The 15,552-nt window shown below is 44.9% G+C and carries 13 protein-coding genes and 1 tRNA gene; 5 read left to right on the top strand and 9 right to left on the bottom strand.

The window, feature by feature from the left end:
- Window positions 1-10 precede the first annotated feature (10 nt).
- Complete coding sequence (locus tag AC1XUF_RS29550) at window positions 11-2,011, top strand: T9SS type A sorting domain-containing protein (protein WP_483345478.1); 2,001 nt, start codon at window positions 11-13, stop codon at window positions 2,009-2,011.
- Between the two features lie 17 nt (window positions 2,012-2,028).
- On the opposite strand, the gene AC1XUF_RS29545 is transcribed toward AC1XUF_RS29550, so the two are convergent.
- Together AC1XUF_RS29545 and AC1XUF_RS29540 are read right to left on the bottom strand one after the other, a co-directional pair.
- The gene (locus AC1XUF_RS29545) at window positions 2,029-3,498 is read right to left on the bottom strand and encodes a hypothetical protein (RefSeq protein WP_483345477.1); all 1,470 of its coding nucleotides are present in this window, start codon (window positions 3,496-3,498) and stop codon (window positions 2,029-2,031) included.
- Between the two features lie 51 nt (window positions 3,499-3,549).
- Window positions 3,550-3,846 carry a response regulator transcription factor gene (locus AC1XUF_RS29540; protein ID WP_483345476.1) on the bottom strand — a complete coding sequence of 99 codons (297 nt, stop codon included), beginning with the start codon at window positions 3,844-3,846 and terminating at the stop codon, window positions 3,550-3,552.
- Window positions 3,847-4,096: 250 nt separating this feature from the next.
- On the opposite strand from AC1XUF_RS29540, the gene AC1XUF_RS29535 reads away from it, so the two are divergent.
- Window positions 4,097-6,283, top strand: a complete 2,187-nt coding sequence (locus AC1XUF_RS29535) for a carbohydrate-binding protein (protein ID WP_483345475.1) — start codon at window positions 4,097-4,099, stop codon at window positions 6,281-6,283.
- Window position 6,284: 1 nt separating this feature from the next.
- Window positions 6,285-7,808 carry a hypothetical protein gene (locus AC1XUF_RS29530; RefSeq protein ID WP_483345474.1) on the top strand — a complete coding sequence of 508 codons (1,524 nt, stop codon included), beginning with the start codon at window positions 6,285-6,287 and terminating at the stop codon, window positions 7,806-7,808.
- Between the two features lie 34 nt (window positions 7,809-7,842).
- Here AC1XUF_RS29530 and AC1XUF_RS29525 read toward each other — a convergent pair whose 3' ends face one another.
- From AC1XUF_RS29525 to AC1XUF_RS29515, 3 genes are all read right to left on the bottom strand, one after another.
- On the bottom strand, window positions 7,843-8,553 hold the full coding sequence (locus AC1XUF_RS29525; protein WP_483345473.1) for a glycosyltransferase family 2 protein: 711 nt from the start codon (window positions 8,551-8,553) through the stop codon (window positions 7,843-7,845).
- 57 nt (window positions 8,554-8,610) lie between these two features.
- A complete protein-coding gene (locus AC1XUF_RS29520; protein WP_483345472.1) occupies window positions 8,611-9,519 on the bottom strand; it encodes an ROK family protein in 909 nt (302 codons plus the stop codon).
- 73 nt (window positions 9,520-9,592) lie between these two features.
- Window positions 9,593-10,303, bottom strand: a complete 711-nt coding sequence (locus AC1XUF_RS29515; protein WP_483345471.1) for an SDR family oxidoreductase — start codon at window positions 10,301-10,303, stop codon at window positions 9,593-9,595.
- A 61-nt stretch (window positions 10,304-10,364) separates the two neighbouring features.
- On the opposite strand from AC1XUF_RS29515, the gene AC1XUF_RS29510 reads away from it, so the two are divergent.
- Window positions 10,365-11,093, top strand: coding sequence for an MlaE family ABC transporter permease (locus AC1XUF_RS29510; protein WP_483345470.1), 729 nt, complete (start codon window positions 10,365-10,367; stop codon window positions 11,091-11,093).
- Window positions 11,094-11,129: 36 nt separating this feature from the next.
- Complete coding sequence (locus tag AC1XUF_RS29505) at window positions 11,130-11,876, top strand: ABC transporter ATP-binding protein (protein ID WP_483345469.1); 747 nt, start codon at window positions 11,130-11,132, stop codon at window positions 11,874-11,876.
- A gap of 20 nt (window positions 11,877-11,896) precedes the next feature.
- On the opposite strand, the gene AC1XUF_RS29500 is transcribed toward AC1XUF_RS29505, so the two are convergent.
- The 4 genes from AC1XUF_RS29500 to fabD form a co-directional block, all read right to left on the bottom strand.
- A complete protein-coding gene (locus tag AC1XUF_RS29500) occupies window positions 11,897-13,402 on the bottom strand; it encodes a lipopolysaccharide biosynthesis protein (protein WP_483345468.1) in 1,506 nt (501 codons plus the stop codon).
- A 142-nt stretch (window positions 13,403-13,544) separates the two neighbouring features.
- The gene (locus tag AC1XUF_RS29495) at window positions 13,545-14,150 is read right to left on the bottom strand and encodes a TetR/AcrR family transcriptional regulator (protein WP_483345467.1); all 606 of its coding nucleotides are present in this window, start codon (window positions 14,148-14,150) and stop codon (window positions 13,545-13,547) included.
- A 234-nt stretch (window positions 14,151-14,384) separates the two neighbouring features.
- Window positions 14,385-14,455: transfer RNA gene (locus AC1XUF_RS29490), tRNA-Gln, on the bottom strand.
- 66 nt (window positions 14,456-14,521) lie between these two features.
- On the bottom strand, window positions 14,522-15,397 hold the full coding sequence (fabD, locus tag AC1XUF_RS29485; protein ID WP_483345466.1) for an ACP S-malonyltransferase: 876 nt from the start codon (window positions 15,395-15,397) through the stop codon (window positions 14,522-14,524).
- Window positions 15,398-15,552 lie beyond the last annotated feature (155 nt).

Here is a 15,552-nt window from a genome sequence, read left to right as displayed (position 1 = left end):
TTTGAATGAAATGAATTTTACACATAGGAACATCCTTATTTTGCTCCTTGCATTGGCAGGCATTCCAGCGGATGGTTATGGGCAGCGGTTTTACGCACTGGTTTTCAACAATCTGCCGAAAGATATGCAGCTGTACGCCCGCGACGATGATAACACAGCCGAAGTCCCTATATCCGGAGTGATAGAAGTTGCCGGCTGGGACCATATTTCGGTAATTACATACAGGAATAAGGAAAGAGTTGATTATCATAAATCAGTTCTTGCATATGGAGGGAAAACTTCCGCCAACTTTGATCTCAGACCCAAAATAACAGCTGAAATGGCTGATTATGATTTTGAGGTTTATGCCTGCAAGGAAACAGACTCGGTTTTTATTGTGAGGAGAACGGACGTTGTAGCGGGCGATTTTTATGTGATCAGCGGGCAGTCAAATGCTTCTGCGATCCATTTTGGAAATTGGTCCAACAAATACGCCAGGACGGTGGCCAGGATTCCGGATGACAATCCAACCATCACAGAAGGTGACACGCTTTGGATCCAGTCGACTTGGTCGTGGCCCTATGCGGGCGCCTGGGGCGTGGAAATGCAAAAACGCATTCTGGACAATTATGGCATTCCTACCTGTATCATTAATGGTGCACTACCTGGTTCTTACATTACCTATCATAACGACAGAAATGCCCAGAACCCTGCGTTGCCTACAATTTACGGGCTTTTATATGGGCGTATCAGAGTGGCCAAACCGAAGAGAATAAGAGCTTTTTTCTGGTACCAGGGAGAGCAGGAGGCGATCGAGAATATTCCGAACTACGACCAGCAGTACGACAAGCTGTTTAATTATTGGCAGATGGATTACCCACAGGTAGAAAAATTCGTAGTTGTCCAAATCCCGGTCTTATTTAACCCATACTATATTGCCGGGACCATTCGCGAATTTCAGCGCAAGACAAAGTATGTATATCCTAAAACGGAACACTTCAGTGCTTCGGGTTTGCCGGGATTCGATGGTATCCATTACGATCTGGCCGGTTATCAGGAATTGGGCCGCAGATTTTTCCAGTTTATAGGACCCAGTATCTACGGTTCAACGGATACCAGCAATGTGAGCTGTCCGGATATCCGGAAGGTATTTTACTCGTCTGATAAAAAAGATGAGATCACTATTTTTTACGAACAGGGCCAGGATATGGTTTGGCCAAAGGACACGTTACTGGACGATGTCAACGGAGTGAAATTTGTGAAAAGTTTGAAAGAAGTGTTCTTTTTTGACGGTGACGAGTCTAAGCCAGCCCCAATTACTATAGGTATCGCTCAGGGTAACCAGGTAACCCTGAAATTATCGGTAGCGTCGGCAGCGAAGAAACTCACTTACCTGCCTGCTTACAAGGGAGAGAAAGTAAGTGCTTATTATGGCCCGTTCTTGAAGAACGGGCGGGGCCTTTGCGCATTTTCATTTCAGGAAGTACCTATTGCAGATGCGTTGGTTTTCAAAACGCTGGAGGCAAAGGAATCGGATATGGCGACAGTAATGGTATCGTGGGAGTCAACCGGAGCTGAAAGTTATGTTTTGGAAAGGAAAGCGGGTAATGATACGGATTTCAAGGCGATCAAAACATTTGATAGCAAAACACTATCGTATGAAGACAAGGATGTATCTCCTGGCGCGAGCTATATCTATCGTATCCAGGCATTTAATGCCAGTTCTCAGTCAGCTCCTCAGACAGTGACGATCAAAACCTCCCCTTTGCTCGCTGTCGAACCCGGCAGGCAGGACCTTTTTTGGAACATATATCCCAATCCGGTATCGGATGAAGTCAGGATCGAATTCAAAAATGCCGCAAGCGGGACATTGAAGCTCCAGAATGTAGCCGGACAGAAACTGCAGGCGGATGTTTTGGAAGTTCAGCGCAATTACAAAATGAACGTTGCCGCTCTTCCTTCCGGCTCTTACATCATTTCCCTCACCCGTTCTGATGGAACAACCGTGAGCCGTAAGATCATGAAAAAATAACCTGGCGCAGGTTTGGCCTAGGGCGCTATGTATTTTTCGTAAAGGGAGTCGACCTTTCCCAAATACTGGTTGGCTTCCTGCACGGTCCATTTTGCACGTAGTACCTCATATACATTGGGATATGCATCATACGGAATTTCAATAAAAGGGGCTTTACCCGGCCCTGGGATAAATGGGTTTTCATTAACCGCCCGCCATACCCTTCTGACAGCGAGCACAGAGGTTAAAAGTAATATGAGTATGATAAATAAACTTAAATAGGAATTCCGGAGGGTCTGAAGAGTGGTTTTCCAGCTATTTCTGGTAAGCGGATAACATAAATAAATTCCTGCAAAAAGCAGTAAGGGCATCATTCCCCGGAATAAAAAGTCGTTTACTTTTCCCAAACGGAAGATTGGAAAAATAACAGTTAAAATGAGGATCGTAAAAAATGGAAAATAATCCAGCGTTTCGAAATTCATTTTTTTGAGACAAATGTACAAGGTTAGAAAGGCAAATACATTGAGTAATATATTTGCTGAATATTCAGACAGTAAATTGAAATAATCTTCTCTGAACTGCCATATAAAGCCCGAAACAGGCGTTTCCTGATGTGATAGCAGGAAGATGAATATGGGAAGGCAAATCATCGCAGGAAGAATTATTTTCTTCATCAAAACCGCCTTCTCCAGCCGGAGTGAACCGGTTATCCAATCTCTAAGAAGTACACAGCCGATCAGGATACTGAGCGTAAAAGCCGGGAAAACTGCCCACCAGAAAACAAGCACGACAGGGAAAATAATCAAATAACTATTCAGGTTATTTTTTAAAATATAAATAAACATTCCGGCAATAATCAATGAAGGAATTATCTGGTTAGGCACCCAGAAAATGTTTTCAAAAAGAGACCAGTGTTCTATGCCAAAACTTGAAAATGTATAAAGGTTGAGTGATAAAAGCGCGAATGTATTTTTTATAATGTGAGGGAAATCCCCGGCGCACATTGCCATGAGTACAAACCAGATTTTTTTATTCAAAACCAAATATACCCAAGCAATACCCATCGCAATTCCTGCTGTTGTCCATATCAAAATAATAACCTCATTGATGCTTCCTGTTATTTTAAAAAGTGATGCGGGAACAACATAATAGCCATAGTAATAAGAAATTACCGACCCGTTAACTGGAATCCGGATAGGCCATTCGCTGGTAAAAAGCTCGTAGAATTTGGCGTTATGGCACCAGTAATCTATGGTTTGATAACAGTAACCTCCTGTACCAGAGATCAATGTAAGCAACAGACCGGTGACTCCAACAATAAGAAGATCCTTCGTTTCAAAATCTGTGGCGGATTGGAAGCTGACGTCCTTATAATCGTCAGATGCCAAATAGATTAATATGATGATCCCAATGATTGCAACCGACAGCCGCGTCCAGCTGTAAAAGAAAAGCAAATTGGGGAGCAACAAATAGATAACACTGGCATGCCTTAGATTTTTTATAGTCATTTTGTTTGTAAAAAGTGTGTGCAAATGGAAAATGAAAGGAATAAGAATGTTCTACATTTTAGATTTGACAATCTTGTAGAATTTGTTTAAATGATCCCGATGTCTGGTGCTGAACCTGAAGAGTGTATTCCGACCGTATAATTGAAGTTTGCTTCTAATGCGGCTCTTGTAATTTTCAATGCTTTTGGCCTCAACAAAAAGCTCACCGCCAATTTCGCTGTTGGTAAGTCCGTCGGCCAATAAGATGAGAACGTCCCATTCCCTGATCGTTAATTTGTATAGTTTTCGGTTTATGAGCTGATATTCAGGGGCAAATAATGGTGATAAGTCTGAAGAAGGTGGCTCCATAGTTGCAATTCAAGAATTTAGTGTGTCTGATTAGAGGTTTAAAATCAATAATTGTAATTGCAAGATCAAATTTTATTTGGGGCTACCCAAATCAGAAATTGAAATTTGGGGTAAAGTTATTTGGATAAAATCAATTATAAACCCCTCAATTTTTGAGGGGTTTTCATGACAAATATTGAGGGGGTTGTTTACGGTTAGTCCTAAGCGTATTGAACTACTTTTATCACACTTCATTTAACATAATTCTATCATGAACATCCAGAAAATCAGAAAGCCAAATCCATGGGTTTTAAGAGCGCTTATAGCTCTTTTGCTTATGGTCCACATGGAGGTCTATCCAGGTACGTTGGTAAGGGATGCGGACATTGATCCGGTATTGTTTACACTCGTACCAGGTAAGTCATCCGTTACTCGGGGAGAGGAATTTGAAATTGCCATTGAATGTAGGTTGAGAGGGAAGTGGGATGACCGTCTTGGGCCCATGACGCTGGATACAGAGTTCAGGCTGAAACTTGTGTTCCCGCCAGGGTTTGTACAAACCGGCGGGGACTACCACGATCTCATCGGGGACAAACTATCAGGCCCAAAAAACCAGGTTATTTACAGGGTCAGGGGAAAATTTTTAGAAATACCGAAATCCGCGACATTTCTGCTACTAAGAGGAACAAGACATTCCGCTGAGATTGGCAGGTTTTTGGCCCGGGGCCAGGTTACATTAAAAGTTACAGACCCGGCGGAGGATGCGACTGAGAACCGTATTGCTGCGATTTCCAGTTTTTCGCAGTGCCTTGAAGCTGAACTAATGACCAGCGCCAACGGCCCCATAACAAGCGACCCCAATGCTTCCAATGGAAAAACACGGGGAGCAGAGAATCAATACAACCATTATGTAGATTACACATTGACCAACGTACCTGCCGCCGGAAGTTATCAGGTAGTCCTTCGGTACTATTCTTCTGCAATTCCAATTGTGAACCTGCAAGTCAATGGAGCTAATAGCCAGTCGCAGACATTGCCAAATTCGAATTCCTGGAACATTGCTTACACCGACGCCACTTTCAATGTGACTCTGGCGGCTGGAAATAATACTTTGCGTATAATCGGAACCGGTGGAGGAAGCTGTCGCCAGGACAGGATATGTGTTACCGGTAGTCCATCTCCATGTTCCATACCGGCTCAGCCCGCCATAGCGAAGACATCAGGAACGACAGTATGCGCTGCTGTTAACGAAACGGTTACGCTTACCGCAACCGGGGTGACGGGCACGGTCAACTGGTTCAGGGATGGGTCGCAGATAGCCTCGGGGAATAGTGTTACTACAAATGCCCCGGGCAGTTATACCGCCACGTGCACGCAGGATGGTTGTACCAGTGCGATGTCGGCTGGAATTGTTGTCAGCCAAACCGCAGGCTGCGGGGCTGCTTTTAGCAAATGTCTTGAAGCAGAGTTGATGGCAAATGCTACAGGCCCGGTCAGCAGCGACCCAAATGCGTCTAATGGCCAGACGCGCGGTGCAGAGGGGCAGTACAATCATTATGTTGATTATGTACTTTCAGATGTCCCGGCGAAGGGTAGCTATCAGGTAAAGCTCCGGTACTACTCTTCTTCTGCTCCAGCCATAGCCATAGCCGTGAATGGGGCCAATGTGCAGAGTGTAACACTGGCTAACTCGGGTTCATGGAATATCGTTTATACGGAGTATGCCTTTGCATTGAATTTGGCAGCTGGCAGCAACATAATCAGGATTTCGGGGGCAGGTGGCGGAAGTTGCCGACAGGATAAAATTTGTGTAACCGGGGGAGGCGGGGCCTGTGTAAAGCCATCTGCGCCAACAATATCCAAAACATCGGGGACTACCGTTTGCCCATCAGCAAATCAGACTGTGACATTGACCGCGACCGCATTCACCGGCACAGTCAGTTGGTTTAAAGGTGGGGTGCAAGTCGGGCAGGGGACAAGTATAATCAAAAGTGAGCCAGGGAATTACACGGCTGCCAATGGTACTGACGGTTGCACGAGCGACGCATCCAATTCAGTGGCCGTGACGCAATCGGCAGGCTGTGGTGAGAATCTCCCGACACCCAGGATATCGTCCTCGGGTTTTCCAGAAGTACTGACATTGTCTATCGTCCCGGATCCCGGTCAGACGGGAAGCTGGCTGATCAGCGATGTCGGGACAGTCGGCCTGCCAAATGGATACGAATGGTCCTATTTCGTAGGAAATAAGTGGATCAAGCGATCAACAAACCTGCTCAATGAGCCCTGGCAATCCAATAGCCCTGGCCGGGTAGTTAAGATGGCCACTAAAATCGGTCTCGATACATTAAACCGCTGGCCCTGCCCGAACGACGGCTGTGGCTACTATTACCAGCCAGATGCCGTTGCGCAACTGGTACCTGGCGCAAGAGGAGGATTAACCACTTTTATATTTAACTGATATGAGAAAGACGATATTTTTCTGGCTGCTGCTATACACATTCGATGTTTACGCCCAAAGCATACCTGTCACATTTAAAAACACAATCCCGGCCGGATATGACCCCTCCTCACAAGTGCCCGGTTTTCTGGAAGTCAGCCCCAATCTGACGATGCCGGCCGGTCATGTACTGGTAAAGCCGCCGACCAAGCAAACTTATACTTGGGGCCAGATCTTTTCCAAAGGAGGGACGCATTACAACCGTAACGAGATTGAAAGCGAGGGTTCTCTATCGAGTTTCAGGGCAAGTTATCCGGACAGGGAATATAATGGCGTACCCACGATTAACACCATTTTCGGACTTCCGTGTGACGGACCGGAGGAGTGGGTTGATGGTTACAATAAAAAATGCTGGCCCAATGGCCCGTTCACAGACCAGGAAGCCCGGTCAAAAGCGCATGAAGTATGGAATAGCGGTAATGCTTCTAACCTTTGGATTGGGGAGACAATGGAGAATTTTCCTTTCATGCCGGCAGACAAAGGTATGTGGGGATCTTTTTATGACGAGCTTTCAACCCTTTACGAGACCAAGAAATCGCAGGATCAAAAACCCTTTTATTTGTGCCACAATTATTTCACGTCAAGTCCCTATAATCTGGGCAATACGGATAGGTCCAAGTCCGATTGGGAGATCATGTATTCTCAGAATCCGTCGCAGTGGCAGTACAAAACGCTTTATCATCCAGGAGGGACGCTCTCCAAAACGAACACCATCATGGAGGCCATTTACTTCGGCCCCTTTGATCTGAATCCAAAGCTGACGATGAACACGTTGTTTGCCATGGAGTTATGGCAAAAGCTCGGCAAATACACAGGTATTTTTTTCTATAACCAGCATGAATGGGCACCAGAGTCGTTTACGGACCGGACCACATACCCGGAAGGAGATTTTTATCGATCGGATAAGCCGTTACACAGTCCATCTTTTCAAATTCTGATGGGCTTCCTGGCGCATGAATATGGCAACCTATTTGTGGATTGGGGAACAATATTAAAGCAGCCTGCTGGGAAAAAGCCGCTTGGATATTATCAGCCGCTCCATCAGAGTATGGATTTTTGGCGTCCTAAACCCGGTGGACCAGGTAGTTTTCCATTCTATTATCCGCTTGGAGTAGGCCTGCCAGCTGAAAACTTTTATTCTGCGCTGGCCGTCAGCGGTGACTACACTTATTTTGGAAACTTGCTTTGGATGCAAACGGGGGGACAGGTAGCCGGCGGTACTGCTTACTATTGTACTTATCGTCTAGACGGCAACAATTGGATAGAGAGGAAAGCTAATGGGAGTGATATCGTAAGCGCTTATTTTGACACGCGGGGTATTTCCCGTTGTCGCATATTGGGAAGTAAAATGGTCCTCTACTATTTCAATGTTTTTGCGGACAATCTGAGGCACACGATTGAAATCAAGCACCCCACTGATCCCTCAAAAACTTATGCGGGTACCGTCGCAGGCAGCGGGATCCACGTTGCAGTAATCGATTTATGATTTTGCTGGGGGAGTGATCGTCTCAGAACCTCAATTAGCTTCCAAGTCCATATCTGACAATACAGTACAAGGCCCGAAAACCATCTTTCCAATTGATTTTCTTGCCTTCATCGTAAGTACGGCCATAGTAGGACACACCGACTTCGTAGATACGGATCTTTGGAATTTTAGAAATTTTGGCGGTGACCTCTGGCTCAAAGCCAAAACGGTTTTCTTTCAAAACCAAGCCCTTTAAAAGATCTGCACGGAAGAGTTTATAGCATGTTTCCATATCCGTCAGATTGAGATTGGTAAACATGTTGCTCAGAAAAGTAAGGAACTTATTCCCAATGGTATGCCAGAAGAATAAGATGCGGTGTGGTCTCCCGCCCATGAAGCGGGAGCCATATACCACATCGGCATAACCCTCAATAACAGGCTTAAGGAGTATATTAAACTCCTGCGGGTCGTATTCGAGATCGGCATCCTGAACAATGATGTAATCTCCGGAAGCTTTGCGTATCCCTGTATGCAGTGCCGCCCCCTTTCCCTGGTTGTATTCGTGGCGGAAATAACTGATCTCGATCTGTGGATTTTCCTCAATGAATCGCTTTGCAACAGCTTCCGTGTTGTCTGCAGAACAGTCATTCACAATTACTATTTCCTTTTGAAAATCATCGATCAGTTGAACGGATTTCAGCTTATCCAGTACTTTCCAGATCGTCTTCTCTTCGTTGTAAGCAGGAACAATAATTGATAATTTCATCAAAAAAATAAAAAGTGGAACTGTTTGGACGCAATTTTTGCCGATACAGTTGTAATATTAGTCAAAGCATAACGAAGCAGCACCAAGCAAACCTGCGTCATTGGCTAAGGTAGCACGTTTGATACTGATTGTTTTTAAATAATATGGGGTCAGCCAGTATTTGAAACGGTCGTTTATGGCTGGCAAAATAAACTCAAACGAAGCAGAAATACCACCGCCTATTAAAATTGTCGTGATATCCAGGATACGGATCATAGAGACCAACCCCTCTCCCAGCAGGTAACCCATTTCATAAAATACCTGTTTGGCCAATTCGTCACCGCCTGATGCCGCTGCCACAAGTCCGGTCGTAGAGATGGTACCATCAGCTGGAAGCTGTGTTTTTCCTGTATAATTTGCCCTCATCGCATTGGCGAGGTCCAGAAGCTCTTTTTTGCCAATATTCCTCTCCAAAACTTTGCCGTTCTTGGAGGGTACATGCCCGGGTTCCATTGCATTACCGCCGCCTCCTTTGAAAACCTTTTTATCAATAATTGCAGCACCGCCGATGCCTGTACCCAGCGTCACAAAAATATAATCTTCAGGAAGCTTATCCTCACCAAAATAATATTCGCCCAATGCGGCTGCATTAGCGTCATTTTCGAGATAAAATTCGTGATTTGGAAACCGTGTTTTCAGATCGGGAACGATAGCAATCCCATCGATTTCAGGTATCGCAGTAATTTCTATCAATGTAGTCCTGTCTCTGGTAGTGAGGCCGGGAACGCCAATTCCTACTTTTTTTACCTCGGGGTATTCGACCAGCTGGAGCGCTATTGCGTCCCCTAATCGGTCTATAAAATGGCCTGAACTACGCCAGCTGGCAGTATCGTGACTATAAAAATTTGAAATTCGTCCATCCGTAGCGTCAACGATCCCCATTTTTACGTTAGTACCGCCCACGTCTATACCGAGGTATTGTTCCATGAAATGAAATCTGGGTTTAATAAATAATTTTAAAAATGCCGCAATTTAGCAAAAATGCTATATGATTCACTAATCAATTCAAATCGCCTAACTGGGGGCGTATCAAAATCTCCTCTACCACCGCCCTTGGCGAGAGTTTATAAGTCGACCAAATTGATTCGGCCACATCATGAGCGTCAATAAATCTTTCTTCAGGCAGGTCGACGCCTTTCCAGCTATCTGTGAATGTGGCACCGGGTAACACGGCGGTTACTTTTATGCCATGAGGCTTCATTTCCTCGCGTAAGACTTTTGTCATACCGTATAATGCAAATTTCGATATGCAATAGGACCCCCCGTTCGGATAGGCGGTAATGCTGGCGGTGGAGCAGATCGTAAAAATGTGGCCTTTCTTTTTCTCCATCATATCCACAACAAGTCCCCTCGTCAGGTGGTAGGCGCTATACAAATTGGTCTCCATTGTTTTTTCGAGGGTACCCTCCGTTTCATTATGGATTTGACCCGGAATAAATACGCCAGTATTATTGATAAGTACCTCCGTAAAGCGGTTCTTGGATTCAATAAACTTCAGGAATGTGTCAACATCTTTTCTGACCGAAAGGTCTGCCCGAAAACAATGAAGCTCAGCGCCAGGAAAACGCTCTTTTTGATTTTCCTTTAAGACAGCAAGATCGTGTTCGTTTCGGGCGCAGGTAATGATGTCAAAGCCACCTGATAAAAATCGTTCAATTGCGGCTCTACCAATTCCTTTCGTCCCGCCGGTAATGACCGCTAATGGATTCATTTTTCTGATTGCTTCTTTTTTTGCCTAATTTTCCCGAAAATATTGAATACAATTAAGATTTATGTCTGTAATCGGGAAATACTTTATTTTTTTAGGGACATTATTTTCAAAAGGAGAGAAGCTGTCGGTTTATTGGCGAAGGCTCATGGAGGAATGTGTTGGGATTGGAGTTAGTTCGATATTTATTGTTGCTATCGTTTCTACTTTCATCGGTGCCGTTTCGTGTATTCAAACGGCATATAATCTGGTGAGCCCTATCATACCTATTTCTACTGTGGCGCTGATCGTACGCGATATGGAAATCCTGGAACTTGCGCCGACGATTACCTGCATCGTACTGGCTGGTAAAGTGGGTTCCAATATCGCCAGCGAGCTGGGCACCATGCGTATCACCGAACAAATAGATGCGCTAGAGGTCATGGGCATCAATTCATCGTCCTATCTGGTTTTGCCCAAGGTAATTGCCGCCATGCTCACGTTTCCAATGCTGGTTATTTTCTCCGCTTTTCTTGGTATCCTGGGTGGCTATCTGGCCGGGACGCTTACAGGAGTGATCACCGAACGCGATTATCTATACGGGATCAGGGATTCCTTTGTACCGTACAATATCTTTTTCATGTGTGTCAAACCATTTGTATTCGGTTTTTTGATCGCATCCATCTCCTCCTTTAAAGGATTTTTTACCGAAGGCGGGGCATTGGAAGTAGGCAAATCGAGTACGGATGCGGTTACTAACAGTTGTATCTCCGTTTTGATCGCCGATTACCTGCTTGCTCAGTTGTTGTTGTAATGATAGAGGGCATTTCGTATTTATAAGAATCAAACCATGATTGAAATAAATAATATAGCAAAAGCATTTAATGGTAAGGATGTTCTTAAAGGCATTTCGGCCAAATTTGAAAAGGGGGAGACAAACCTGATCATCGGGGGCAGCGGGACTGGGAAAAGTGTTTTGCTTAAATGCATGATCGGGCTGGTTAAGCCTGATCAGGGAAACGTTTTATACAACGGGAGGGATTTTTACAACTGCGATAAAGACACCCAGCAGGCAATAAGAAGAGAAATGGGGGTCCTTTTCCAGGGAGGGGCATTGTTTGATTCCAAGACAGTCGAAGAAAACGTAAGATTTCCGCTTGATATGCTTACTTCCCAAACCATGCAGGAAAAACAGGACCGGGTGGCGTTTTGCCTGCAACGTGTGGGGTTAGACGCAGCTGCCAAAAGAATGCCTTCCGAGATCAGCGGCGGAATGAAAAAAAGGGTGGGCATCGCCAGGGCAATTGTGATGAACCCGAAATACCTGTTTTGCGACGAACCCAATTCCGGCCTCGACCCGCTCACTTCTGTTAAAATTGATGAATTGATTAAAGAAATCACAGAGGAGTACGAGATTACGACCATTATCATTACCCACGATATGAATTCGGTAATGGAGATCGGGCAGAATATTATGTTCCTGTATCAGGGCGCCAAATTGTGGGAGGGCGTTAATGCTGATATTATCAAAACGGACGTTCCCGAACTCAAAGAATTTCTCTTTTCCAACAAGTTGCTGCGGGAAATGGAACCGTAAATGTTTGTACAAATTGGTAGCTAGGACTTCCGGTTCAGAAAAGGGATGTTTTTCCGCTCCAGAATGAATGTTATGCCCGCAAACACTGCAAAAATCGCCATGTGCACAGGTACGGCAACCATAAGGTCTGCTATTTTGAATTGCGAGGAAATGCAGATCAGCACAGCCCCTGAACCGATATAGCCAAATGCAGATTTTACGTCATACGGCACCGGGTAAAATTTCTGGCCAAAGTAATAGCTGAGCGCAAGCATGGTAAAGCCCGACAAGGTGAATGCAATTGCAAATCCAAGATAGCCGATCTGAGGCACAAGAATAAAGCTGGAAACAATCGTAATGGATGCACCGGTCAACGTAAACCAGGTTCCGTAATGCGTTTTGTCCGTCAGTTTGAACCAGGTAGTCAGGTTATAATAAATCCCAAGAAACATATATGACACCAGCAGCCAGGGAACAACCGATAGTCCTTCGTGGTAGATTTTCTGTTTCAGAAACAGAGCTGCGAAGAGATCCAAATTCAGGCATATCCCTACCCACATCAGTACGCAAACGATCGTGAAATACTTGGTCACCTTGGCGAAAACAGGAGGTGCATTCTTATCCTCGCCTTTGGAAAAGAAAAACGGCTCAGCGGCATATTTAAAGGCCTGTATGGCCAGGTTCATGAAGATCGATAGCTTGTAGCACTGGACGTAAATCCCGATAGCTTGTTTTGTAGTGCGACCGGGATAAAAATTGTCTGGCAAAAGAAACTGGATAAACGCGCGGTCAAACAACATATTGATAACACCTCCTGCATTCATGACCAGGATCGGCAGTGCATATACCCAGAGCGGACGAAAGAGCTCCGCGTCGAAAACAAATCTGAAATCGGCAAATTCCTTTCTCAAAAACCAAAAAAAGGATACGTTGGCGATCAGATTAGCCATAATGATGTAGTCCGGTGCATGAAGGGGGTTGTAAAATAAATCGATAACCGGCTTCAGGAAGACCAGATAACTGCCTTTATGAATGTCGCGGCAGACGATCAGAAAGAAAAGGTTCAGGGAAATGACGATAAGGATATTGGTAACCCGCACAGTGACGAACTTCTTGCCTTTTCCTTCCAGACGGAGCCTGGCAAATGGGATAGATACAATGCCATCGATTGCCATGATAATAGCAAACATCCTGACCAGGGAAACATTCTCAGGATATTTGATAAAGAGGGCAGCACTTTCTGCGAAAATGAACAGGAGACCGGAGAAAAAGAGGCTAACCAGGATAACAGCGCTCAAAATCAGGTTATAGTAGTGCTTTCGGTCTTCCTCTTTTCTAGCAAATCGGAAAAAAGTGGTTTCCATTCCGAAAGTGTAAAGAACCGCGGCAAAACCCGCGTAAGCGTAAAGCTGCCCTTGTGCAGCGATTTGTTCCGGCTCAAAAAGTTTAGTGTGAAGCGCTACAAGCAGGTAATTAAGGAAGCGGCCCAGCATGGTGCTGATTCCGTAGGTTGCGGTTTCACTGGCCAGTTTTTTTAAAACACTCATAAAAGATGGCCCGTTGAGCAGACCGTAGAACGGTTTTCAGGCCTTTGTTCAGAACAGGTACATTGTTAATTCAAACTAGTGGGCAAATTACAAAAAAAAGAGTCCTCCCGTCAGGATTGGGATGGACTCTTTCGCAAGTGTTTTAACCCCTTACGTCTGCAATGATCCTTTCAATCACTTTTTCGATCCTTGTCCATCCTTCATCCGAGTGCAAATCCACGTCGATCATTTTTTCGCGATAATCGGTAGAAATGGTCATATAGTAGATACCTGCGGATAGAAATGTAACAAGTGCACTGGTGTCTTTGAAATAAGGTAAATCACCTATCTTGTTTAAAATTCGTGAGGCTACCTGATTGCGGGCATCCGATAGCATAGACTTCCCTGTCCCGATTTCCCATCTGAGAAGGTCACGGGTGGCTTTGCGTTCTCTCAGGTCGTGCATAAAAGTTTGCATCAGACTGTTGAGGGCCTTTCCCCGTTCATCAGGTGCCAGCGGCGGGATGGCATCGATGTAATCCGTGCCCATCGTTGAGGTATATTCGCCGGACTTTACGTATTGTTCCATAAGCCCATCCACACTTTCAAAATACCTGTAAATGAGAACTTTGTTGACACCTGCCGTTCGGGCGATCAGGTTAACTCCTACTTTCTCGGTTCCATGCTGTTCGATTACCTCGCCAACTGCCTTGAGTATTTTACTCTTGGTGCGTTCACGATCACGCTTTTTAACTTTGTCAATTTTCATATGGGTGCTGTTTAGGTTAAAACATGGTAAATGTAATATTTCATCTGGAAATTTTATACCGATAAATTATTATAAGTCACCTATTTCGTGATTTTGTTACCTTAAAAAGCGCTTATCTATAAAAAAGGGCAATTAAGAGAGGAAAATGGCCAATCTATCGATTAATTTGTACTGATTCTTAAATAAGAAAGCACAAAAAAAGAGCTCATTTTTGATGAGCTCTTTGATTTACTGTTGGCCGACAAGGACTCGAACCCTGAATAAGACAACCAAAATGTCCTGTGTTACCATTACACCATCGGCCAAAACCGAAAACAGTGGTGCAAAAGTAATGTGATGAGGTTAAGTTGTCAAGCTTTTGGATAAAAAAATTAAATACTTTTCAATTCGACCTGTCCGGCAATCTTCTTGACCAGACCTTGTAAAACCTTTCCGGGACCGCATTCAATGAAGAGTCCAGCACCGTCAGCGACCATTTGCTCAACGGATTGTGTCCATCTTACGGGTGCTGTAAGCTGTGAGATCAGGTTGTCTTTGATGACAGAAATTTCAGTTGCCGGCTTTGCATTCACGTTTTGATAAACAGCACAAATGGGTGCCTGAAATTGAGCTTCATGGATCGCGGAAGCCAGTTCTTCTCTGGCAGGTTCCATCAACGGAGAGTGAAATGCACCGCCCACAGGTAGGATCAGGGCTCTTTTTGCGCCTGCGGCCTTCAGCAGTTCACAGGCTTTTTCTACTCCCTCTAATGTGCCTGAAATCACTACCTGGCCCGGACAGTTATAATTAGCAGGCACCACGATTTCATCTGTGATTCCCGCGCAGATCTCTTCAATAATTGCATCGGGCAAACCAAGTATGGCGGCCATTGTGGATGGTCTGATTTCGCAGGCTTTTTGCATGGCATCAGCCCTTTTTGCGACTAAGGAAAGTCCGTCTTCGAAAGAGAGCGCCCCGGCAGCCACTAAGGCAGAGAATTCACCCAATGAATGTCCTGCGACCATATTGGGTGTGAAATCTGTGCTGATCTTGGCTAATACAACCGAATGAAGAAATATAGCGGGCTGGGTCACATTAGTCTGTTTAAGCTCTTCGTCTGAACCTTCGAACATGACCTTGGTTATTTCAAAACCCAGGATCTCGTTTGCCTTTTCGAATAATGCTTTTGCTGAATCGGATGACTGGTACAGGTCAAGCCCCATGCCTTTGAATTGTGACCCTTGTCCGGGGAAAATATAGGCTTTCATAACTGTCGAGTTTTGGTGTTGTTTGGTATTGAACAAATAAGCCCGGAATAGGCCCGGGCTACAAAGGAAGTATTTGGGAACGAAAAAGAAAAAGGTTGCCTCACCTGAGGAGCTGTACCCACCCTTTCATGGTGGTTGGGGTGCTTTGTTTTTTG

This window comes from Dyadobacter sp. HNCC25DJ185 (assembly GCF_056895195.1).
This window is presented reverse-complemented; position numbering and strand designations above follow the sequence as displayed.

Coding starts and splice junctions, on each gene's coding strand:
- AC1XUF_RS29550 (WP_483345478.1), top strand. CDS start 11: ATGAATTTTACACATAGGAACATCCTTATTTTGCTCCTTGCATTGGCA.
- AC1XUF_RS29545 (WP_483345477.1), bottom strand. CDS start 3,498: ATGACTATAAAAAATCTAAGGCATGCCAGTGTTATCTATTTGTTGCTC.
- AC1XUF_RS29540 (WP_483345476.1), bottom strand. CDS start 3,846: ATGGAGCCACCTTCTTCAGACTTATCACCATTATTTGCCCCTGAATAT.
- AC1XUF_RS29535 (WP_483345475.1), top strand. CDS start 4,097: ATGAACATCCAGAAAATCAGAAAGCCAAATCCATGGGTTTTAAGAGCG.
- AC1XUF_RS29530 (WP_483345474.1), top strand. CDS start 6,285: ATGAGAAAGACGATATTTTTCTGGCTGCTGCTATACACATTCGATGTT.
- AC1XUF_RS29525 (WP_483345473.1), bottom strand. CDS start 8,553: ATGAAATTATCAATTATTGTTCCTGCTTACAACGAAGAGAAGACGATC.
- AC1XUF_RS29520 (WP_483345472.1), bottom strand. CDS start 9,519: ATGGAACAATACCTCGGTATAGACGTGGGCGGTACTAACGTAAAAATG.
- AC1XUF_RS29515 (WP_483345471.1), bottom strand. CDS start 10,303: ATGAATCCATTAGCGGTCATTACCGGCGGGACGAAAGGAATTGGTAGA.
- AC1XUF_RS29510 (WP_483345470.1), top strand. CDS start 10,365: ATGTCTGTAATCGGGAAATACTTTATTTTTTTAGGGACATTATTTTCA.
- AC1XUF_RS29505 (WP_483345469.1), top strand. CDS start 11,130: ATGATTGAAATAAATAATATAGCAAAAGCATTTAATGGTAAGGATGTT.
- AC1XUF_RS29500 (WP_483345468.1), bottom strand. CDS start 13,402: ATGAGTGTTTTAAAAAAACTGGCCAGTGAAACCGCAACCTACGGAATC.
- AC1XUF_RS29495 (WP_483345467.1), bottom strand. CDS start 14,150: ATGAAAATTGACAAAGTTAAAAAGCGTGATCGTGAACGCACCAAGAGT.
- fabD (WP_483345466.1), bottom strand. CDS start 15,397: ATGAAAGCCTATATTTTCCCCGGACAAGGGTCACAATTCAAAGGCATG.